Origin of the sequence: Bacteroides sp. AM16-24 (assembly GCF_003471885.1) — a bacterium.
In the GTDB taxonomy this organism is placed as follows: domain Bacteria; phylum Bacteroidota; class Bacteroidia; order Bacteroidales; family Bacteroidaceae; genus Bacteroides.
Map to the genome: position 1 here is coordinate 39,247 of NZ_QRKI01000012.1, position 22,020 is coordinate 61,266.

The 22,020-nt window shown below is 45.1% G+C and carries 14 protein-coding genes, 2 tRNA genes and 2 pseudogenes; 13 read left to right on the forward strand and 5 right to left on the reverse strand.

Translation table 11 applies throughout. From position 1 onward, the window contains the following. Nucleotides 1–64 precede the first annotated feature (64 nt). The 5 genes and pseudogenes from DW182_RS14420 (at nt 65) to DW182_RS14445 (ending at nt 11,349) form a co-directional block, all read left to right on the forward strand. Nucleotides 65–1,363 (forward strand): glycoside hydrolase family 105 protein, encoded by a 1,299-nt coding sequence (locus tag DW182_RS14420; RefSeq protein ID WP_007660389.1) that lies wholly within the window; start codon nt 65–67, stop codon nt 1,361–1,363. Between the two features lie 127 nt (nt 1,364–1,490). Continuing rightward, on the forward strand, nt 1,491–2,417 hold the full coding sequence (locus tag DW182_RS14425; RefSeq protein ID WP_115503116.1) for an AraC family transcriptional regulator: 927 nt from the start codon (nt 1,491–1,493) through the stop codon (nt 2,415–2,417). Nucleotides 2,418–3,044: 627 nt separating this feature from the next. Further along, a complete protein-coding gene (locus tag DW182_RS14435) occupies nt 3,045–5,945 on the forward strand; it encodes a glycoside hydrolase family 2 TIM barrel-domain containing protein (RefSeq protein ID WP_118295939.1) in 2,901 nt (966 codons plus the stop codon). Between the two features lie 46 nt (nt 5,946–5,991). Further along, nucleotides 5,992–8,142, forward strand: coding sequence for a hypothetical protein (locus tag DW182_RS14440; protein ID WP_118295940.1), 2,151 nt, complete (start codon nt 5,992–5,994; stop codon nt 8,140–8,142). 39 nt (nt 8,143–8,181) lie between these two features. After that, a pseudogene (locus DW182_RS14445) lies at nt 8,182–11,349 on the forward strand (DUF4450 domain-containing protein). On the opposite strand, the gene DW182_RS14450 reads toward DW182_RS14445, so the two are convergent. The 4 genes from DW182_RS14450 to DW182_RS14465 form a co-directional block, all read right to left on the reverse strand. Then, the gene (locus DW182_RS14450) at nt 11,333–11,824 is read right to left on the reverse strand and encodes a DUF456 domain-containing protein (protein WP_044532497.1); all 492 of its coding nucleotides are present in this window, start codon (nt 11,822–11,824) and stop codon (nt 11,333–11,335) included. The pseudogene DW182_RS14445 and the gene DW182_RS14450 sit on opposite strands and share 17 nt — an antisense overlap. A gap of 91 nt (nt 11,825–11,915) precedes the next feature. After that, nucleotides 11,916–11,988, reverse strand: a tRNA-Pro gene (locus DW182_RS14455). Nucleotides 11,989–12,006: 18 nt separating this feature from the next. Next, nucleotides 12,007–12,079, reverse strand: a tRNA-Phe gene (locus tag DW182_RS14460). 247 nt (nt 12,080–12,326) lie between these two features. Next, nucleotides 12,327–13,328 (reverse strand): malate dehydrogenase, encoded by a 1,002-nt coding sequence (locus tag DW182_RS14465; protein WP_021967914.1) that lies wholly within the window; start codon nt 13,326–13,328, stop codon nt 12,327–12,329. Nucleotides 13,329–13,569: 241 nt separating this feature from the next. Here DW182_RS14465 and DW182_RS14470 point away from each other — a divergent pair, with 241 nt between their 5' ends. From DW182_RS14470 to DW182_RS14490, 5 genes and pseudogenes are all read left to right on the forward strand, one after another. Beyond that, on the forward strand, nt 13,570–14,418 hold the full coding sequence (locus tag DW182_RS14470; RefSeq protein WP_044534131.1) for a S1 RNA-binding domain-containing protein: 849 nt from the start codon (nt 13,570–13,572) through the stop codon (nt 14,416–14,418). Nucleotides 14,419–14,538: 120 nt separating this feature from the next. Then, entirely contained in the window at nt 14,539–15,495 is a 957-nt protein-coding gene (locus DW182_RS14475) for a hypothetical protein (RefSeq protein ID WP_118295941.1), read from the forward strand. 138 nt (nt 15,496–15,633) lie between these two features. Beyond that, nucleotides 15,634–15,987, forward strand: a complete 354-nt coding sequence (gene rplS, locus DW182_RS14480; RefSeq protein ID WP_007660372.1) for a 50S ribosomal protein L19 — start codon at nt 15,634–15,636, stop codon at nt 15,985–15,987. Nucleotides 15,988–16,336: 349 nt separating this feature from the next. Beyond that, nucleotides 16,337–16,519 (forward strand): annotated as a pseudogene (locus DW182_RS14485) (helix-turn-helix transcriptional regulator); the annotation flags it as partial. A gap of 209 nt (nt 16,520–16,728) precedes the next feature. Then, nucleotides 16,729–17,376, forward strand: a complete 648-nt coding sequence (locus tag DW182_RS14490) for an ATP-binding protein (protein ID WP_118295942.1) — start codon at nt 16,729–16,731, stop codon at nt 17,374–17,376. A gap of 66 nt (nt 17,377–17,442) precedes the next feature. Here DW182_RS14490 and DW182_RS14495 read toward each other — a convergent pair whose 3' ends face one another. Then, nucleotides 17,443–18,423, reverse strand: coding sequence for an ROK family protein (locus DW182_RS14495; RefSeq protein ID WP_021967915.1), 981 nt, complete (start codon nt 18,421–18,423; stop codon nt 17,443–17,445). A 178-nt stretch (nt 18,424–18,601) separates the two neighbouring features. Here DW182_RS14495 and DW182_RS14500 point away from each other — a divergent pair, with 178 nt between their 5' ends. The 3 genes from DW182_RS14500 to DW182_RS14510 all read left to right on the forward strand — a co-directional run bounded on the left by DW182_RS14500 (nt 18,602) and on the right by DW182_RS14510 (nt 21,950). Further along, on the forward strand, nt 18,602–19,318 hold the full coding sequence (locus tag DW182_RS14500) for an ABC transporter ATP-binding protein (RefSeq protein WP_007660366.1): 717 nt from the start codon (nt 18,602–18,604) through the stop codon (nt 19,316–19,318). Nucleotides 19,319–19,418: 100 nt separating this feature from the next. Then, on the forward strand, nt 19,419–20,678 hold the full coding sequence (locus DW182_RS14505; RefSeq protein WP_044532659.1) for an ABC transporter permease: 1,260 nt from the start codon (nt 19,419–19,421) through the stop codon (nt 20,676–20,678). 27 nt (nt 20,679–20,705) lie between these two features. Beyond that, nucleotides 20,706–21,950 carry an ABC transporter permease gene (locus DW182_RS14510; RefSeq protein WP_007660364.1) on the forward strand — a complete coding sequence of 415 codons (1,245 nt, stop codon included), beginning with the start codon at nt 20,706–20,708 and terminating at the stop codon, nt 21,948–21,950. Nucleotides 21,951–22,020: the final 70 nt, after the last annotated feature.

Here is a 22,020-nt window from a genome sequence, read left to right on the forward strand (position 1 = left end):
TAAGTAGATGGCAGGCATTTCTTATTGACTGCTATCTACTTTACTAATTCTTTAAAAGTATAATATGAAGCGAATATTCTTTTCTCTCGCTCTGCTGCTGGCAGTAACAACTCTCGCCGCCCAGACCAATATGACGGCAAGAGAAGCTGCTGTAAAGATTGCAGACCGCATTCTTGCCAGTACCACATACGAGTTTAAGAATACGAAGACTGGTGAAACTTATAAGTCCGTCAAGAAATTACCTCTTGACATGAATGTGAAGGTAGCATGCAAGTACAATAACTGGCATTATACGAATGGTGTAACCAATATGGCTCTCATGGAACTGGGGGATAAACTTGCTGACAAGAAGTATGAGAAATATGTTTTGAAGAACATGAATTTTGTGTTCAATGAAGGTAATCTTGAATTCTTTCGCAAACAGTACGATGAGGCCTTTAAACAAGATGGTTGGAATGCCGTGCGAAAATTGAGTTGGCACATGATCTTCCGTGGCAAGCGTCTGGATGATAATGGTCCGATGGGAGCCAGTCTGATTGAACTGCAGATGAGATATCCTAATCAATCTTTTCTGGATTATGTTAACGAAACAGCCGAACACCTGAATTACGGTGAACCTCGTTTGGTGGATGGAACTATTGCCCGTATATGGCCGCATGTCAATACGATTTGGGCAGATGATGCCTTTATGGCAATTTCTTTTCTGGCACGCATGGGTAAGATGACTGGTGATGAGAAGTATTTTAATGATGCAGCCAATCAGGTGCTAAACTATACCCGTTATCTTTGGTGTCCTGAAAAACAGATTTATTATCATTGTTATCATACGGATAACAAGGAGCATGGAGTAGCTCACTGGAGCCGTGCTAACGGATGGGTATTTATGGCACAGGCTGATCTGCTTAGTATGATGCCGAAAGATCATCCGATGCGTGAAGCTGTTATCGAAAATTTCCGCCAACAAGCAAGTGGTGTAGCCCGTTATCAAGGTAAGAATGGACTTTGGCATCAGTTGTTGGATAAAGAAGATTCTTATGAAGAAATCACAGGAACAGCAATGTTTGTTTTTGGTATTGCCCGTGGTGTGAAAGAAGGATGGCTACATCCTGATTTCATTTACGTAGCTGAGCAGGGATTGAAAGGTATGATGAAAAAGATTTCTGATAATGGAGATGTTACTTCTATTTGTGTAGGAACAGGTATCATGCCTTCATTGGTATATTATTATAACCGTCCTACACAGGAAAATGATCCTATGGGTGAAGGCCCTGTACTCCGTGCATTGGTTGAAATGATAGATGCACCCAAGTACACAGAAATAAAGGCCGAAGAACAATATGATAAAATTGTTGTAAAAAAATAATCTTTCCCCTATTACTCGTTTTTATTAGTCCGCTCCGGTATATTTTAGAATAAAGCAGGAACGGACATTTTTTTATTCATAAATAATTTCTATTTTTGCCACATATCTATTATGTAAAACACGTGTTATGACTAAGAACTATAATGATTTAGGGGTTGAATTCAAATATTTGATAGTGAATGATATGGACCAGAAATTTGGTCTGTGGGTAAATACCGTGGGGTTCCAGTCCATTCAGCCAAATTCTCCTTATCCCTTGAAGGATCATCCTTCAGGATATTTCTTTAATGCCCAGAAGGGGCGTGTTTTACGTGAATATCAGTTGGTTTATATAACTAAAGGACGAGGTTTGTTTGCTTCCGATTCTACTCCGGAGAAACAAGTCTGTAAAGGCAGGCTTATGGTTCTTTTCCCTGGGCAATGGCATACGTATCATCCATATCAGCAAACAGGCTGGAATGAGTATTATATCGGTTTTGAGGGGCCGGTCATCGATGATATGCTGAGAGGAGGCTTCCTCTCTAAAGACAATCAAATACTGGAAGTAGGTCTGAATGAGGAACTGGTTACCCTTTTTTCACGTGCATTGGAGATAGCTGAGGCTGATAAGATTTCATCCCAGCAATATCTTTCAGGTATTGTATTGCACATGATAGGAATGATTCTTTCCATATCCAAGAACAAGATATTCGAGATGGGTGATGTTGATCAAAAGATTGAACAGGCGAAAATTATTATGAATGAGAATATATTCAAGGATATTGACCCGGAAGAGTTGGCCATGAAATTGAATATCAGTTATTCTTGGTTTCGTAAGGTTTTTAAGGATTATACGGGATATGCGCCTGCTAAGTATTTCCAGGAACTTAAGTTGCGTAAGGCAAAGCAGTTACTCGTTGGCACTTCCCAATCGGTAAAGGAAATTTCGTTTATGCTCGATTATAAATCTACTGAACACTTTTTCTCTCTCTTCAAAAAACGTACAGGATTTACTCCATTAGAATACAGGTCTTTCGGGCGTGAGACGAATGTAGAGGAGGAAGATTTATTGTAAAGTTAAAGCGGAAAGCACTTTGACACTTTGCTTTTTATGCATAATGAGAATGTGATATTTCCGTCCGACGGAGGGGGAGAACGAAAAGAAACGAACGGAAATCAGCATATTGTTGATTGAGAGTGGAATACAGAAATACGTACAACTCTGAAAAAAGAAAAACAGATGGTCTGTCCACTGAAAACACATAGTTTGCTTCCCATCTATAGACCGTTTATGTTCGATCCATGGATCGTTTGTTCTTCATCTATAGATCAGACGTGTTTCATTTATAGATTGTTTGCGTTAGATCTATAGTTCCTTTGTGAAAGAACTATAGTTTCTTGCATAAGTATTGCATTCGTTGTCTGTTTTATACGGAAATACAGCATTTATATTCTATAGATTATGCAGCCGGATTCTATTTGAACTGTTTGTGGAAAATGTTCTGTTGGGAAAAGGATTGTTTTGATAGCTTTTTGTTCGCAGTGAGGCGGAATGAGTGACTTCTTGTGATATAAAGAGTTAAGTGGGAAGAAGCGGAGATTCTCTCTCCGTCATTTTGTACAGCCAGAAAATCATTCTGCTTATTTATTATTTGCCAGAGAATGTCTTTCTTTGTAAAATCGAATAATAAAGCCAAATACTATGACTAGAAAGCACTTTTTGGGTACCATCCTTTTCTTACTGACAGCTTGGGTTGTACAAGCTCAGGAAACAGAACGTCAATATCTTTCCGGCACAGGGTTGGGTAACACCGTAACCTGGCAGTTTCGTGTATCCGAAGGACACAACAGCGGGCGTTGGAGTAAAATAGAAGTTCCTTCACAATGGGAACTGCAAGGCTTCGGTGAATATACCTATGGCCGTTGGTATAAGAAAGCCGGAGTGAAGAATCCTTCGATGGAAGAAGGTACTTATAAGCGCTCTTTCCGTGTTCCCCGCAACTGGCAGGGACAGAATGTACGCCTCTGGTTTGGTGGCGTAATGACTGATACCGAAGTCTTCGTCAATGGCCAATCCGCAGGCCCCGTACATCAGGGAGGCTTCTATCGCTTCTCTTATGACGTCACCGATCTGCTGAAATTCGGAAGCAACAATCAAATTGAAGTTCGTGTAAAGAAGCACTCTGACAACAAGTCCATCAACGCTGCCGAGCGCAAGGCGGACTGGTGGCTCTTTGGTGGAATATATCGCCCCGTATGGCTGGAAGCAAAGCCGGCTACGCATATCGAACGTCTGGCTGTAGATGCCCGTGCGGATGGAGAGCTAAAAGTAGAAGTACATTTGCAAGGTACTACCGGAGAAGAAAGTCTTTCCATGGAAGTGGCGCCGATATCTGCCAAGGATGCCGAACACCGTCCCGTGAAAGTTACTAAAGATTCCGTTCAGTTGCTGACTGCTCATTTCGACGGTATATCTCCGTGGACTCCTGAGTCTCCTGTACTCTATCGGCTTACAGTTTCTCTGCTCGGTAAGGAAGGAAACGTCATTCACTCCATGGATACCCGCATCGGCTTCCGCACCATTGATTTCCGTCCTCGCGACGGACTCTACCTGAACGGTACCAAGCTTGTTATGAAAGGCATCAATCGACACACCTTCCACCCCGATGGCGGACGAACTACGAATAAAGAACTCAGCATACAGGATGTCAAGCTTATAAAAGAGATGAACATGAATGCCGTCCGTTCTCACTATCCCCCTGATGAACACTTCCTGGATGCCTGCGACTCCCTTGGTTTACTCTACATCGACGAGTTGGCTGGTTGGCAAGATGCTTATGATACCCCTACAGGTACTCGTCTTGTTCGTGAAATGTTGACGCGTGACGTGAATCATCCCTGTATCGTGCTCTGGAGTAATGGTAACGAAGGTGGATGGAATACTGCAATTGATAGCCTGTTCCGTACTTACGACCCGCAAAAACGTCATGTCATCCATCCCTGGGCGGATTTCGACGAACTCGATACGCACCACTATCCTGCTTATCTCACCGGTGTGGCTCGTTTTACCAATGGCTATAAAGTCTTCATGCCTGCCGAATTCATGCATGGCCAGTACGATCAGGGACATGGTGCCGGGTTGGAGGATTTCTGGGCACGTTACACTGCTCACCCTCTCTTTGCCGGAGGCTTCATGTGGGCATACAGCGACGAAGCTGTACGCCGTTCCGACCGTGGCGGAGCGCTGGATAGTGAAGATTACAATGCCCCGGATGGTATCCTCGGTCCCTATCGCGAAAAGGAGGGCAGTTACTATTCTGTCCGTGAAGTCTGGTCGCCTATATATGTGGAGCCTCTGATGATTACCCCCTCGTTCCGTGGTGAATTCCGGGTATCGAACCGATTCCTGTTTACGAATCTGGACAAGTGTTCCATGCGTTGGCGCGTACTCCATTGTGCATCGCCGTTGCAAGGTGAAGCTGTGGGCAGCCCGGTATCTGTAGCCGATGGAGGTGCCCAAGCCTGGCGTCAGGTAGTAGATAGCGGAATGGTACAACTTCCTTCGTTGGTTCCCGGTGAGACTGGGTTCGCCCGAATCACTGCTCCCAAGCTTTTTGAGGGGGACATTCTGGAACTTGAAGCGTATGGAGTGGATGGCGAAAGTATCTGTACACGTACCTTCCCGATACATTATGCGAAAGATTATCTGCAAGGTGAACTGGAGGCAAATGCTCATTCGTCCGCTTCACAAACTTCAGTCACGGGTAATTGCCGTGTTGAAGAAACCGATACTCTGATTACTTTGCATTCTCCTGCCGTTACCGTCTCTTTCCGGAAGAGTGACGCTACTATCACTTCTGTGATAAGGAATGCCGACAGTCGGGTTATCCCTCTGAAAGATGGTCCTGTTGCCGTGGGTATGAAGATGATCCTGTCTAATCTCTCCGCTCGTACGGAAAATGGTGATGCTGTTCTTTGTGCACGCTATCGGGGTGCTGCCGACTCTATCATTTGGCGTCTTACCCCTGCCGGTCTCCTCTCTATGGATGCCGTGCTGTTGAACCGTGCTTCCGGTGGCGGTGGCTTCGACGATGCCTTTACCGACACCGAAGTCCTGAACCTTGGACTCACCTTCTCATATCCCGAATCCGAGTGCTCCGGCATGCGCTGGATGGGACGTGGCCCGTACCGTGTCTGGAAGAACCGTATCCCCGGTGCCAATTATGGCATCTGGCAGAAAGATTATAACAATACCATTACCGGTGAAAGCACCGACCGCCTTGTGTACCCCGAGTTCAAGGGCTATCATGCCAACTTCTATTGGGCTACCCTGCAAAGCCCTACGGTTCCTTTCACCGTGTATGCCGCCAGTGATGGCATCTTCTTGCGGGTATTCACGCCCGAAGAACCCCACGGCCGCCAGGATGGCATCAATACCATGCCCGACTTCCCCGCGGGAGATATTTCTTTCTTACTCGATATTCCGGGTATCCGTTGTTTCAAGCCCATCAGCCAACATGGTCCACAGAGCCAGCCGGGAATTATCCGCATCAAGAAAGGAGACGAAGGACTACGGCTGAATCTGATGTTCGACTTCCGTTAGCTTCCCCAAAATACTATTAATCTAATTATCTGTTATCAAGAATACCATGAAAAAAGTATTTTATTCCCTTTTCGCCGCTTTCGTGCTGACGGCTTGCGGTTCGGAGAAACAAGCTCCGATAGACCGTGAAGCATTGGTGACTCGTAACAATCCTCAAGTGGCCTCGTTCGATTCGTTGGCTTCGCTCAGCGTGGGTAATGGTGAATTTGCGTTCACGGTAGATGCTACTGGCTTACAAACATTCCCGTCTATGTATAGTAAGGGTGTGCCTTTGGGGACACAGAGCCAGTGGGGCTGGCATTCATTTGCCAATCCGCAGGGATACAAGTCTGAAGAAGTCCTGAAAGCCTTTGACTTCGGTCGTGGACACGAAGAACTCTACGCCTGCCAGTTCAAGGAAGAGGGACGGCAAAAAGAAGCTTCCGACTGGTTCCGCGTCAATCCGCACCGCTTGCACTTGGGGATCGTTGGCTTGGAACTGGGTGACGGAGTGAAAGCATCTGATATCACCGATATCCGCCAAACACTGAATATGTGGAAAGGTGAAATCACCAGCCACTTCACACTGAATGGTAACGCTTTCGATGTACAGACAGTCTGCCATCCCGATCAGGATATGATTTCCGCCAGTGTCACCAGCCGTGCACATGCCGGTGTCAATCTGCGCTTTCCGTATCCCACGGGTGCACATGCTGATGATGCCTGCAATTGGGATGCGAACGATAAACATTCTACAACCATTGTCCGTCAGGATGCCCAAAGTGCCGTGCTGAAGCGTGTGCTCGATGAAACCACTTATTATGTAACCCTGCGTTGGGAAGGTAAAGCCAACCTGGCCGAGAAGTCCAAGAACTATTTCGTCTTGACTCCGGATGAAGATATGCTGGCATTCTCCTGTCTCTTTACACCGAATTTTCAGGGAACCGTATTTGAAAGTGAACCTCCTGTCTATGCTGACGGTCAGGTATTGCCCTCTTTCGCAGAAACTGCTGCTGCCAGTGCCTCTCATTGGACGAACTTCTGGACGAATGGCGCTGCTGTCGATTTCTCACATTGCACCGATCCGCGTGCAAAGGAGCTGGAACGTCGTGTGGTACTCAGTCAGTATCTTCTCGCTATCCAGTCTGCCGGTAGTGTACCTCCGCAGGAGACAGGTCTGACTTATAATTCCTGGTTCGGTAAGTTCCATCTCGAAATGATTTGGTGGCATCAAGCCTGGCAGCCGCTTTGGGGGCATACTGATCTGCTGGACCGTACGTTGGGTTGGTATGAAACCGTAGAACCCGTTGCCCGTGAAATAGCCCGTCGCCAGGGGTTTCCCGGTGTGCGCTGGATGAAGATGACCGATCCTAGCGGTACGGAAGCGCCTTCCAATGTAGGTTCTTTCCTGATCTGGCAACAACCGCATTTCATTTATCTGGCCGAACTTGTTTACCGTTCCAATCCTTCAGACGAAGTGATTCAAAAGTACAACAAACTGGTGCAGGAAACTGCCGAGTTCATGTATGCTTTCGCAACTTATGATGAATTCCACGGTCGTTTCATCCTGAAAGGTGCCATCCCTGCACAGGAAACATTGCGTGCAGCTACCACCATCAACCCACCTTTCGAACTCTCTTACTGGCACTTTGCTATGCAGACAGCCCAGAAGTGGCGCGAGCGTGCCGGTGGAAAGCGCAATCTGGAATGGGACGAAATGATAGACAAACTCTCTCCGCTTGCTTATAACGAGGATCATCTCTACCTGGCATCCGAAGATGCCGTTGATACTTACAAAGATATTCGTTTTACCAGCGACCACATGGCCGTGCTCGGTTCCGTAGGTATCCTTCCGATAAACAAGCTCATTCGTGACGACTATATGAAGAATACCCTGCACTGGGTGTGGGACAACTGGAATTGGGGGAAAACCTGGGGGTGGGACTATCCGATGACTGCAATGAACGCCACTCGTCTGGGCGAACCTGAAAAGGCTGTAGGCGCTTTACTGATGGATAAACGCACTAATACCTACCTGTTGAATGGACATAATTATCAGGATGGCCGTCTGCGCTGTTACCTGCCCGGTAATGGTGGTTTGCTGACTGCCGTAGCATTGATGTGTGCCGGTTGGGATGGGTGTCAGGTGAAGAATCCGGGCTTCCCGCAGGACGGAACATGGGATGTGCGTTGGGAAGGTTTGAGTCCGATGCCGTAAGTGCTATCACTCTTTATCACATCTTATCCATCACCCTATATGAAACGAATATTTCTTTATGCCGCTATCTCTCTGTTGCCTGCTATCGCTTATGCACAGTATACCACTGGCAATAAACCGCAAGGTGCTGGCGATCGCATAGAGTCCACCTCTTTCAACGATCATAAACGTGGTGCCTCCCGTACCTTGCAATATCGTCCGGATGGAGAAGACTTTGTAAGCGTCAACGGTAAGAACCGCTATACCCGCGCTCTCTATGGCAGCCACACAGCTTTCCGTTTAGAGACGAGCGACCGTCCCGTTTTTGCCGTTTATGAGAAACGTAATAGTAAGAATATCAGTTTTCGTCTTCTGCTGAGTGATGGCAGTTCTGTAGCTCTTGACTCTACTGCCTGGTGTGAATCACGCTACACTCCCGGTCGCCGTTCGTATCGCCTGACGCATCCTGCCTGGGGTGAAAATGCAGAACTGCAGATCTTCGCTCTTGCCTTGCCCGATGAAGATGCTGCTATCTGGAAGATTACTCCCATCAATATGCCTCAGGGGGCTACTTTACGCTCTTTGCTGAGCGAAATCCGTCTTGACAAACTGAGCCGTAACGGTGATATGGGAGCTGATCCTCCGGGTTGCTTCGATGCGCCGGAGCACCCTGAACAATTACAGACTATGGATATAGCTCTGGATACTGATCCACAGAATATCTATATTCTTGTCCGCGATTATTCCTTGGTGATTCCTTCCTTTGAAGAGGGTGTTGCTCTCTATGATAAATCAGAGCGAGCCCGTGCCGAACTGGCTTCCCGCATTCGGATTACAACTCCCGATCCATTTTTTAATACCCTGGGTGGTGCCCTTGCCGTAGCTGCCGATGGTATTTGGGATGGTGAAGTCTGGTTGCATGGTGCCATTGGTTGGCGTATGCCCCTTAGCGGCTGGCGTGCAGCTTATACAGGCGATGCTTTGGGGTGGCACGATCGTGCCCGTACGCATTTCGATGCCTATGCTGCCAGCCAGGTGACTGAGGTACCCAATACGATATCACATCCTGCACAGGATTCTGCCCTTGCTCTGGCTCGTTCCGTAAAGCAATGGGGTACACCGCAGTACAGTAACGGATATATTTGTCGTAATCCGCGTCGTAACGATCAGATGCATCATTATGATATGAATCTTTGTTATATAGATGAACTCCTGTGGCATCTTAACTGGACCGGTGATCTGGAATATGCCCGTCGTATATGGCCTGTATTTACTCGTCATCTTGCCTGGGAGAAGCTCAACTATGATCCCGATAATGACGGTCTTTACGATGCCTACGCCTGTATCTGGGCAAGCGATGCCCTCTACTACAACAGCGGTGCCGTCACTCACAGTACTGCTTATAACTATCGTGCCAATCGCCTTGCTGCTCTGATTGCTGAAAAAATAGGGGAAGATTCCACACCTTACCGCGAGGAAGCTGATAAGATATTGAAAGCACTGAATGCCCGCCTTTGGATGCCCGAACGTGGACATTGGGCTGAGTTCCAGGACTTCATGGGACATAAACGCCTGCATACCGCTCCCGGTGTGTGGACCATCTATCATGCGCTCGACAGCGATATTGCCGATCCTTTCCAGGCATACCTTGCCACCAGTTATGTAGACCGTGAAATTCCTCATATTCCTGTTCGTGGCGAAGGTCTGAAAGATGAAGGATATGCTACCATTTCCACTACCAATTGGCTACCTTATTCCTAGAGTATTAATAATGTAGCTTTTGCCGAAGTGATGCATACCGCCCTTGCTTATTTCCAGGCAGGTCGTACCGATGCCGGTTTCAAATTGTTGAAAAGTTCCATTCTGGATGGTATGTATTTAGGTGAAAGCCCTGCCAACTTTGGGCAGATCAGCTTCTATGATGCTGCCCGTGGAGAGTGTTACCGCGATTTCGGTGATCCTATCGGTGTTGCTTCCCGCGTGTTGATACAAGGTCTTTATGGTATTCTGCCGGATGCAATGAACGAACGTTTGTTAGTGAAACCCGGTTTGCCGTCCGCATGGCCGTCTGCCTCTCTGCATACACCGGATATTGATTTCGATTTTCAGCGGGGAGATAAGGAAGGAGTTACCTCTTATGTCGTAACTCATCGTTTGCCTGCTGTCCGTACCTTGGAACTTCAGTTTCCGGCACAACGTTCTAAGGTGGCAAAACTTACAATCAATGGGAAACCTGCCACGTGGACATTGGTTGAGAAATCTATTACTCGTCCAATGCTGTCTGTCGTGGTACCTGCCTCTTCCGGTGAAGAGACAGATGTACGTATTGAATGGGGTGGTGAAGAGTTTTCTTCTCCTGCATCAGTTCCTGCCAACGTTATATATGCTGAGGCTCCTGTCTGCTTTGTTCCTATGCAACAGGATGAAATGAAATGGTGGTATCCTGTTGGCAGACCTCATTCTGAAGCTAATCAAAGTTTGATAGAACCCAGTACTTTCACCCAAGTTCATTTTGCAAAATGTGAGCCGGTAGTGATGGATACCCGTTTCAACTCATCTGTGACGGATATTTTCCGTAACGAATATCTTTCTCCCCGTTCTCCTTATACTACTTTGCAAATACCCAAACAGGGTATCGGGGAGTGGTGTCATCCTTTACATACAGTGGATATTAATGATGCCGGGCTTCGTTCTTCTGTTCAGAATGGTATATTGAATACTGAGTTGGGCATACCTTTCCGTACTCCTGCTGAAGGTCATAATGTGGCTTTTACTTCTCTTTGGGACAATTATCCGGATAGCCTGGAAATTCCTCTCAAAGGAAAAGCTTCCCGTGCTTATTTGCTTATGGCGGGCAGTACGAATCATATGCAGTGTCATATCGATAATGGAGTTATCCGTATCTATTATAAAGACGGTACCCGTGATGTTATGTTCTTGCGCAATCCGGATAACTGGCCTCCTATCGAACACATCTTCTTTGAAGATGGTTTAGCATTCAATCGCCATACGCCGGCACTCTACCGCCTGCGACTTAAAACAGGCGAAATCAGTAATAATTTCGGTGAGGAGTTGGGATTCCCCGGTGCTTCCCGTGAATTGGATGGTGGAGCGGCTGTGTTGCTCGAAATGCCTTTGAACCCCGGTAAGAAGCTTTCTCACCTTGTTCTCGAAACTCTTTCTAATGATGTGGTAATCGGATTGATGAGCATTACGCTGCAACGGTAAGTAATCCCTTGGCAAAGCACCATACGAAATACCCGCATATCACTACTTTGAATACTGTTCCTACCAAGAAACCTATCAGTGCCCCGATGCCCGATTTGAAGGCGTCCCGGGCACTTCTTTCTCCTAAAAGTTCTCCGATAAAAGCCCCTCCGAAAGGTCCTAAAACAATTCCCCACGGGCTGAAAAACACGATTCCGACAATAGAACCTATCAGGCATCCCCAACTTCCCCATTTGGTTCCACCGCTAAATTTACTTCCTATGACAGGAGTGAAGTAATCCAGCACTTGCACCACCACAACCAGCAACAACCACACGAGTAACTGGGTGGTAGAAAATTGCGATCTATCCGTAATGTGAAGCAATAACAAGCCGACGTAAGATATAGGCGGCCCGGGAATGACAGGCAGGATACAGCCCAATAAGCCTACGATAAGGCATATCCCTCCTAATGTGATGAGTAAAATGTCAACCATGCTGATATGGATTTGGAAAAATATTGTCTTTTGTGAACCGATATATAACAAAAAAGGTCTAACTCTTGTTGAGAGTCAGACCTTTTTTGTGTCGGAATGAGGCGACTCGAACGCCCGACCCCTACGTCCCGAACGTAGTGCGCTACCAACTGCGCTACATTCCGATACTTGCTTTCGAAAAGTGGTGCCACCAGGAATCGAACCGGGGACACAAGGATTTTCAGTCCTTTGCTCTACCAACTGAGCTATGGCACCTTCTTCGTTTGCGGGTGCAAAGATAAATAGTTTTTTTAATACAGCCAAAGGATTTCTGAAAAAATAAAAGAAAAATCCCCCTTGCCTTCGGCTTCTGCTGACGCAAGAGGGAATCTCTGGTTAGGCTTGTGTTTATTTCCCAATAAATTATTAGCCTATTGCCTAATTTTTTTTCTCCTACTGGGAAAATATATTTTTCTTATTGGGCACACATACATTTATACCTTTTTATTTTTAGAACGTTACATTAATCAATATTCGGGTTGATGCTTTTCCAATCCTTTATTTCAGGAAGTACACCCATTCCGATTACTTCGTCGCGCAGCTTGCAAAGGTGTGCATAGCTCTCCTTCAGTTTGGCTTCTTCTTCCGGAGTACCTTTCAGTTCTTTGTAATGTACGCCGTCTTTGGTGATTTCTGTTTCCATAGCCATCATGATGTGGTCGAAACCGTGGCTGTGTACATAGGTACCTGCAGGCCAGCGGAACGGTTTGCCACCCATAGCAGCGGCAATCATCTCTATGGATACGTACGCAGGGCTTTGGAAAGAAGAGCGTCCGCGAAGATTGATAATATTGGCACCACCCTTGGTTACCTTGCTTTGAATTTCAGCCCATTGCTCGGCTGTGAGAGCAGGAGTACCGATGATTTCCAACAAAGGTTTACCGTCTACTTTTGCAGTGGAAGCATAAACAGCCATTTGTTCTCCGTGGCCACCATAGGTACGGCAGTTCTCCACCTTATCGGGAGAAATGTGGAAATGCTTGGCAAGTTCGCTGCGTAGGCGAGTACTATCGAGAGCGGCAAGGGTAGTTACCTGTGAAGGTTTCAGGCCGGAGTACAACAGGGTAATCAACCCGGTGATGTCAGCTGGATTGAAAATTACCACTACATGTTTCACATCCGGACAGTAAGCCTTTACATTCTTACCGAATTCCTCGGCGATGGCGGCGTTGCCTTTCAATAAGTCTTCACGTGTCATGCCGGCTTTGCGGGCAGCACCACCCGAAGATACGATGTATTTGGCATCTGTCAGTGCTTCTTTGATATCGGAAGTGTAAGTGAGGTTCAGTCCTTCGAAACCGCAGTGGAACATTTCTTCCGCTACACCTTCCAAGCCCGGGCCGTAAGGATCATACAGACAAATGTTTGGTGTCAAGTGCATCATAATGGCAGTCTGTGCCATGTTAGAGCCGATCATGCCGGCAGCTCCTACAATCGTAAGTTTTTCGTTTGTTAGAAATTCCATAACTTTTATGTATTTAAAGGTGAATATTATTTCTCTCATTTCTGATTTCGCGGTACAAAAATAACTGTTTTCCAGGAGAATTGTTCATAGAAAAAAGTTATGGTTTAGATTAAAAAGTTATTCCTTATATCTAATCTTTGTTCAAAAGCGAAGATTAGCTGTATCTTAGCGTTAAAAATAAGCAAGCTTATTTTGTACTGCTTTCGGTTTACATTACCTTTGCCCCAAAGGAAAAGAAATTATGAGCATCGAATTAGGAAAATACAATGTCTTGGAGGTAGTCAAAGAAGTAGAGTTTGGCATGTATCTGGATGGTGGTGAAGACGGAGAAATCCTGCTTCCCTTGCGCTATGTGCCCGAAGGTTGCCAGCCGGGAGACTTACTGAATGTATTTATATACTTGGATAACGAGGAACGCCTTGTTGCCACCACGCTGACCCCGCTGGTGCAGGTGGGCGAATTTGCCTGTCTGGAAGTGGCATGGGTAAATGAGTACGGGGCATTCTTGAATTGGGGATTGATGAAAGACCTTTTCGTTCCTTTCCGTGAACAAAAGATGAAGATGCAGGTTGGGAAGAAGTATGTCATTCATGCTCATCTGGATGATGAAAGTTACCGCATCGTAGCTTCTGCCAAAGTGGATCGCTATCTTTCCAAGGAGGCTGCCCCTTATCAGGCGGGGGATGAAGTAGATATACTGATCTGGCAAAAGACGGATTTAGGTTTCAAGGCAATCATTGAAAATATGTACAGCGGTTTGCTCTATGATAGTGAAATATTCCAGTCCCTGCACACGGGCGACCGGGTGAAAGCTTTTATCAAGCAGATACGCGAAGATGGCAAGATAGACCTGATACTCCAGAAACCCGGTTTCGAGAAGGTAGACGATTTTTCGAAAACCCTGTTGCAATACATCAAGGATAATGGCGGACGGATTGCATTGAATGATAAAAGTCCGGCAGATGAAATCTACTCTACCTTTGGGGTGAGTAAGAAGACCTTTAAGAAAGGAGTGGGCGATCTTTATAAAAAGCATCTCATCCTCTTGCCGGGAGATGGTATTGTGTTGGTAACTTCCCCGAAGTCCTAAACTGATTAGGGAAATCCCTATATAAGAATAGAGAGAAACAAGCGGATAGGGGATAATCTTCCCCTATTTTTGTTTTCAATAAAAGAATAGATATTCATGAACTAAGTAAAAAACGCTACCATGAAACGAATATTATTTATCCTGTTTGCCACTTTGAGTACTGCTGTTTGCAGTGCAGGCACCAACGCTATGAGTAATAGCAAAGTACGTAAGGAAACCCGTTTCCTCACCGATAAAATGGCTTATGAGTTGAATCTGAACACCGAGCAATACAATGATGTGTATGAAATCAATTATGATTTCATTTCCGGCATACGCTATCTGATGGATGATGTATTGTATGGCAATGAGTGGGCGCTCAATCGTTATTATGATTATCTGGATGTACGAAATGACGATCTCCGCTGGGTGCTTAGCAGCAGGCAGTATGCCCGCTTTATGCAGGCAGAGTATTTCTACCGCCCCATCTATACCAGTGGAAACCGTTGGTACTTCCGTGTTTACATCACGTATACCAATCACAATCATTTCTATTTCCCTCGACCATATCATTATCGTACCTACGCAGGTGGGCACTATCGTACACATTATAATAATACAAGCTATTATCGTGGACGTTACAAACATCCGTTCTATAACGGTTCGTACCGCATCCGTGATACTAAATCCTATACTACGCACCGCCGTTCGGATTTCGGTTCTGTAACTGTACGTCCGGGTTCCAATCGTGCACCGGCAAGAGACGATGTATACACTACCCGTCGTAGCAGTTCCAATAATAACCGCTCTGCCACTACCGGTACTACCCGTCGTGAAAGTACGAACAGTAATGCTACTACCAATACTAATAATAGCTCACGCAGCAATAGTAGCACTACGCGCAGAACAGATAACAGCACGCGCAACAATAGCGGTTCCCGCAGTAACAGTAATAATTCCCGTAGCAATCGCAGCAGTGAAACGAAAAGCAAAACGAACACTACTCGCCGTAGCACCACTACCAAGCCGGGTACGGAACGTAAAGAGAACAGTTCTTCCAGTAACACTTCCCGCCGTTCTTCGGGTGATCGCCGCTAAGTAAAAAATGAGCGAATTATTTGTGTATCTGCCGAATAATTCGTTCCTTTGCACCGCTTTCGCGCAATCGCTGTCAGGACCCAGAGAGAAGCCTGGTATGTTGCGTTGTAACGATCAAACAATTTAAGAACAATAACAATGGATTTAATTAAAATTGCAGAAGAAGCATTTGCTACCGGTAAACAACACCCGAGCTTCAAAGCAGGTGACACTGTTACAGTAGCATATCGTATTGTCGAAGGTAACAAAGAACGTGTACAGTTGTACCGTGGTGTTGTTATCAAGATTGCCGGTCACGGAGACAAGAAGCGTTTCACTGTACGCAAGATGTCCGGTACCATAGGCGTAGAACGTATTTTCCCAATCGAATCACCGGCTATCGATAGCATCGAGGTGAACAAGGTAGGTAAGGTTCGTCGCGCTAAATTGTACTATCTGCGTGCTCTTACCGGTAAGAAAGCAAGAATTAAAGAAAAAAGAGTTAATAGCTAATCTGTTATACTCTAATTTCGAGATAAAAAAGGGAAGCCAATTCGTTGGTTTCCCTTTTTTATTGCAATATATGGTAGCTGACATTCTGTGCCTTACAAGAAGTTAACTTCCTGTCAGCAAGGAGTTGACTTCTTGCCGACAGGGAGTTAACTCCTTGTATGCAGGGAGTTGAGAGGTTGAAATTAGAATGGTGTGAGATGGTCTATCCGTACTATACTTGGGATGCACTTGTTCCGTACCAAGGCCGTAGTTTCTCCACTCAGGGGTACTTGTGAGGGGAGATACTACGGAGCAAGTGTATCTCGGGTATAGTTTAGGTATGGTGATATGCAGTCGTAAAAGGTTTGTATTGAATTCGTTTGGTTTAAGTGCGCAGGATTTGAAACTATGTTATCTGATTCGCGCCCGGCTGTGCAATAAAGCGATTGCAGTTATTACTCCTAAGTCGGTATTAAAGACGAAGCAGCGTATTAAGAATAAAATAGGTTTGTCGGGTAAGGATAGTTTGGACCGGTATGTACAGCAATACTGATATAATTACTGTCTGAAGTTTTGCAAGTACTATTTTTTCGGTTGTAATCGAAAAAATTATATCTTTGTAGAAAAAAGTGGTTATGCTTGAACGGGAAATCCGGAAATCAATTCTTGCTGATTTCAAACGCAAGAAAGTAATTGTATTATTGGGAGCAAGACAGGTTGGTAAAAAAAACTTTTGTTGTCACTGGCTCTTCTTCGTTTGATATGGCAAATGAAATCAATGAATCGGCTACTGGGCGTTTGATAGAATATAATCTTTATCCTTTTTCTTTGGCTGAGCTGGCTGCTGATACTTCTGAACGGGAGGAAAAACGATTGTTAGAGAATAGATTGATTTATAGCTTATATCCGGAAGTGATAACGGAGCCGGGGGATGCCAAAAGAACATTGACATCTCTTACTAACAATTATCTGTATAAAGATTTGTTTTCTTATAAGGGCTTGAAAAAGCCTGATGTTATTCAAAAACTTGTTAGAGCTTTAGCTTTACAGTTAGGAAGTGAAGTGTCTTATAATGAACTAAGTAATCTGTTGGGAATAGATAAAGAAACCGTTGAAAACTATATATGTCTTCTGGAAAAATGCTTTGTTGTATTCAGACTGGATTTCTTTAGTCGAAATCTGAGGAATGAAATAAAAAAAGGAAAGAAAATTTATTTTTATGATAATGGAATCAGAAATGCAGTGATTTCCAATTTTGCTCCGTTAGAACTGAGAACGGATGCGGGTGCATTGGAGTTTAAATGGAACGCTAAGGCTAAAAGTAAGCAGCCTAAGGTTTTTATGGAAAGTTATCCAAACTCTGTTTATGAGATAATTACGCCTGAAAACTTTTGGAGTTTTGTGAGATAAAAAAATCCCCCTTTCCCGTTTTACCGGCAAAAGGAGGATTCTACTTAAAATTATGATGGACTATTTTTACTTCAAGTCTCTTAGTTCCCAGCCCAATGCACTGGCACCTAATACAGCAGCATCGGAATCTTTCAATTCAGACATCAACAACTTGGCTTTACCTTTATAGATATTCAGCACATTGTCATCGATAGCTTTCTGGATAGGTTTGAAGATATAATCTCCGGATTTAGCCAATCCACCAAACAGGATGATAGCTTCGGGGCTGGAGAATGCGATAGCATCTGCTATAGCTTCACCCAGGATAGTACCTGTAAAGTTGAAGATATCTTGTGCAAGTTTGTCACCTTGAACGGCTGCATCGTACACATCTTTAGACGTGATATTTTCAGCAGGAATAGAACGAAGCAAACTTGGCTCGGTACGTGCAGTTAGGAATTCACGGGCTGTACGAGCTACACCGGTAGCCGAACAGTAAGTTTCCAAGCAGCCATGACGTCCGCATCCGCAGAGACGACCGTTCTCGCGACGTATGATGACGTGACCTAATTCTCCGGCAAAACCATCGTGACCATAAACCATCTGACCGTTGATAACGATACCGCTACCTACACCTGTACCCAGAGTGATCATGATGAAATCTTTCATACCACGTGCAGCACCATAAGTCATTTCACCGATAGCTGCGGCGTTGGCGTCGTTCGTCAATGCAGTCGGGATACCCAGACGTTCCTCAAACATGGCTGCCAAAGGAATTACACCTTTCCAGGGCAAGTTAGGGGCAAATTCAATAGTACCGCTGTAGTAGTTACCGTTGGGAGCACCAATACCGATACCTTTAATTTTGTCTACGCCACCGTTGGCGATAATCAAAGGTAACAGATTTTTGCAGACTTCGTCTACATAATTATCTACCTGTTCGTGAGCGCCGGTTTTGATAGAGCCGCTTGCAATAATAGTTCCACGTGCATCTACAATACCAAAGACGGTGTTTGTTCCGCCTATGTCAATACCTACTACGTAGGGTTTTTCCATGCTTGAATTCATGATATTAATGTTTTGTTTAAAGGGTTAGTTAATTAGTTTTATGGTTACAAATTACACAAAGAAAAATGATACTTCAAAATCTTTTTGAAAAAAACTTCACCTCATTTGCAACTTTTCGTAACATAGCTGCGTCTAATAGTGAAAATTAATAAGAAACAGACTAAAAACAGAGAGATTCGTGATACAGCTGAAAGACATTAACAAGACCTACAACAACGGGGCACCCCTACATGTGCTCAAAGGCATCAACCTCGAAATTAAACGGGGGGAGTTCGTTTCCATTATGGGAGCTTCGGGTTCCGGTAAATCCACTCTACTGAATATATTAGGTATTCTGGATAATTATGATACCGGTGAGTATTATCTGAATGGTACGCTGATCAAAAATCTCAGTGAGACCAAGGCGGCTGAATACCGGAATCGTATGATTGGATTCATCTTCCAGTCTTTTAACTTGATTTCCTTTAAAAATGCAGTGGAGAATGTGGCACTACCCCTTTTCTATCAGGGAGTGAGCCGTCGCAAACGCAATGCCCTGGCACTGGAGTATCTGGATCGCTTGGGGTTGAAAGATTGGGCGCATCACATGCCGAACGAAATGTCCGGCGGACAGAAACAGCGTGTCGCCATTGCCCGTGCTCTTATCACTCAGCCGCAGATTATCCTGGCTGACGAACCTACCGGTGCCCTTGATAGTAAGACTTCCGTGGAAGTTATGCAGATTCTTAAAGATTTGCACAAGACAGGTATGACTATTGTGGTGGTTACGCATGAAAGCGGTGTAGCCAATCAGACGGATAAGATTATTCATATTAAGGATGGTATTATCGGCAGTATTGAAGAAAATCAGAATCATGATGCTTCTCCATTCGGAAAAGACGGATTCATGAAATAAAAGAATGTACAATGTGCAATTTACAACGTACAATTGAAGCTTTGCCAACATTCCGGAAGGCAAATTGTAAATTGTAAATTGTCAAATAGTAAATGAATATATGTTTGATATTTGGCAAGAAATATACGGAACCATCAAACGGAACAAATTGCGTACGTTCCTTACAGGGTTTGCCGTGGCATGGGGCATTTTTATGCTTATCGTATTGCTGGGTGCCGGAAACGGTATTATCCATGCTTTCGACCAATCTTCCTCGGAACGCGCATTGAACTCTATCCGCATTTTTCCGGGATGGACTTCCAAGCCTTATGCGGGATTGAAAGAGGGACGCCGTGTCCGTTTGGAGAATAATGATCTGGAAGCTACCGAAAAGTTTTTTCCGGATCATGTCATCAGTGCCGGTGCTACTGTACGGCAGAGTAATGTAAACGTCAGTTTTGGGCAGGAGTATGTTAATATCTCTTTGATGGGGGTACATCCTAACTATACGGAGGTGGAGACTGTGAAGACTGCAGACGGGCGTTTTATCAACCAGAATGACTTGAAGGAGCGCCGGAAAGTGATGGTTATACATAAGAAAACTGCTGAAATTCTATTCGGTAAGACTCATACTGAACCTATCGGACAGTTTGTTAATGCAAGTGGAGTGGCTTATCAGATCGTTGGTATCTATAACGACCAGGGAGACCGTGAAGCCAGTGAGGCTTATATCCCTTTCTCTACTTTGCAGACCATTTATAATAAAGGTGAACAGCTGAACAATATCATCTTTACGACTAAGAATCTGGAAACGATAGAGAGCAATGAAATTTTTGAGGCAAACTATCGTAGGGTAATTGGTGCCAGTCGCCGTTTCGATCCTCAGGATAACAGTGCTATCTGGATATGGAACCGCTTCACGGATTATATGCGGACGCAAAATGCAATGGGAATGCTGCGTACAGCTATCTGGGTAATTGGTATCTTTACTTTACTGAGCGGTATTGTAGGAGTTTCGAACATCATGTTGATTACAGTGAAGGAGCGTACTCGTGAATTCGGTATCCGTAAGGCACTTGGAGCGAAGCCGTTATCCATCCTTTGGTTGATAATTGTGGAGAGTGTCACTATCACTACTCTGTTCGGATATATAGGTATGGTGGCCGGCATTGCCGTCACGGAATGGATGAACTCAGCCTTTGGTAATCAGACTATGGATGCGGGAATGTTCCAGCAAACCATGTTCTCGAACCCGACAGTAGATTTGGGGATTGCCATTCAGGCTACGCTCACCTTGATTATCGCAGGCACACTGGCAGGATTCTTCCCTGCGAAGAAGGCTGTGAGTATCAGTCCGATAGAAGCATTGAGAGCGGATTAAGTCGAACGTAAATCGTAAATAGAAATTATGAGAATAGATATAGACTCTTGTGAGGAAATCCTCATCACGATTACAAGAAACAAAACGCGGAGCTTACTGACGGCTTTTGGTGTATTCTGGGGCATTTTTATGCTGGTGGCACTCATTGGTGGTGGCCAGGGGATGCAGCAGGCTATGAGTTCCCAGTTCGAGGGCTTTGCCACGAATTCTGCTTTTCTGGTTTCGCAGAAGACGGGGGAAGCGTATAAAGGTTTCCGCAAAGGACGCTGGTGGGATTTGGAACTATCGGACATTGAGCGTCTGCGTCATGGGGTGAATGAAATAGATGTCATTACACCGTCCATCGCTTATTGGGGAAGAACAGCCATACACGGAGATAAAAAATATGATTGTAGTGTAAAGGGACTGTATCCCGAGTATGAACATATAGAGCATCAAGAGATGGCATACGGACGCTTTATTAATGATGTGGATATTAAGGAGGCGCGTAAAGTGTGTGTGATTGGTAAACGTGTGTATGAAAGCTTATTCCGCCCGGGAGAAGATCCATGTGGAAAGTATATTCGGGTAGACGGTATTTATTACCAGGTTATCGGTATGTGCTCGTCCGAGGGGAATATGAATATCCAGGGACAAGCATCGGAGGCTGTGACTTTGCCTTATACTACCATGAAACAGGCATATAATCTGGGTAACCGGATACATGTGATATGTTTTACAGTGAAACCGAATATTAAGGTAACGGATATTCAGGATAAGGTAGAGCGCATTGTAAAGGCGGCTCATTACATATCTCCGGATGATAAGCAGGCAGTGATGATGCTGAATGCAGAGGCTATGTTCTCTATGGTGGATAATCTGATGACTGGTGTCCGGATTTTGATCTGGATGGTAGGTTTGGGTACTTTATTTGCCGGAGCAATTGGTGTATCGAACATTATGATGGTAACGGTGCGCGAACGTACTACGGAAATCGGTATTCGACGCGCTATTGGAGCACGTCCACGGGATATTCTGCAACAGATTCTTTCGGAAAGTATGGTGCTGACCACGATTGCGGGTATGGCAGGTATTTCTTTTGCCGTATTGGTGTTGCAGGTATTGGAGGTTGCTGCCAATGATCCGGGGCATATAACTACGCATTACCAGGTTTCATTCGGGCTGGCTATCGGTACATGTGCGTTGCTGATAGGTTTGGGGGTACTAGCAGGGCTGGCTCCCGCTTATCGTGCCATGGCGATCAAGCCTATCGAGGCTATCAGGGATGAATAATTGAGGTATCTGAATATTTAGAGAAGCCCTACAGACAGTAAGGTAAAAATTAAAATAGAAAAACAATAAT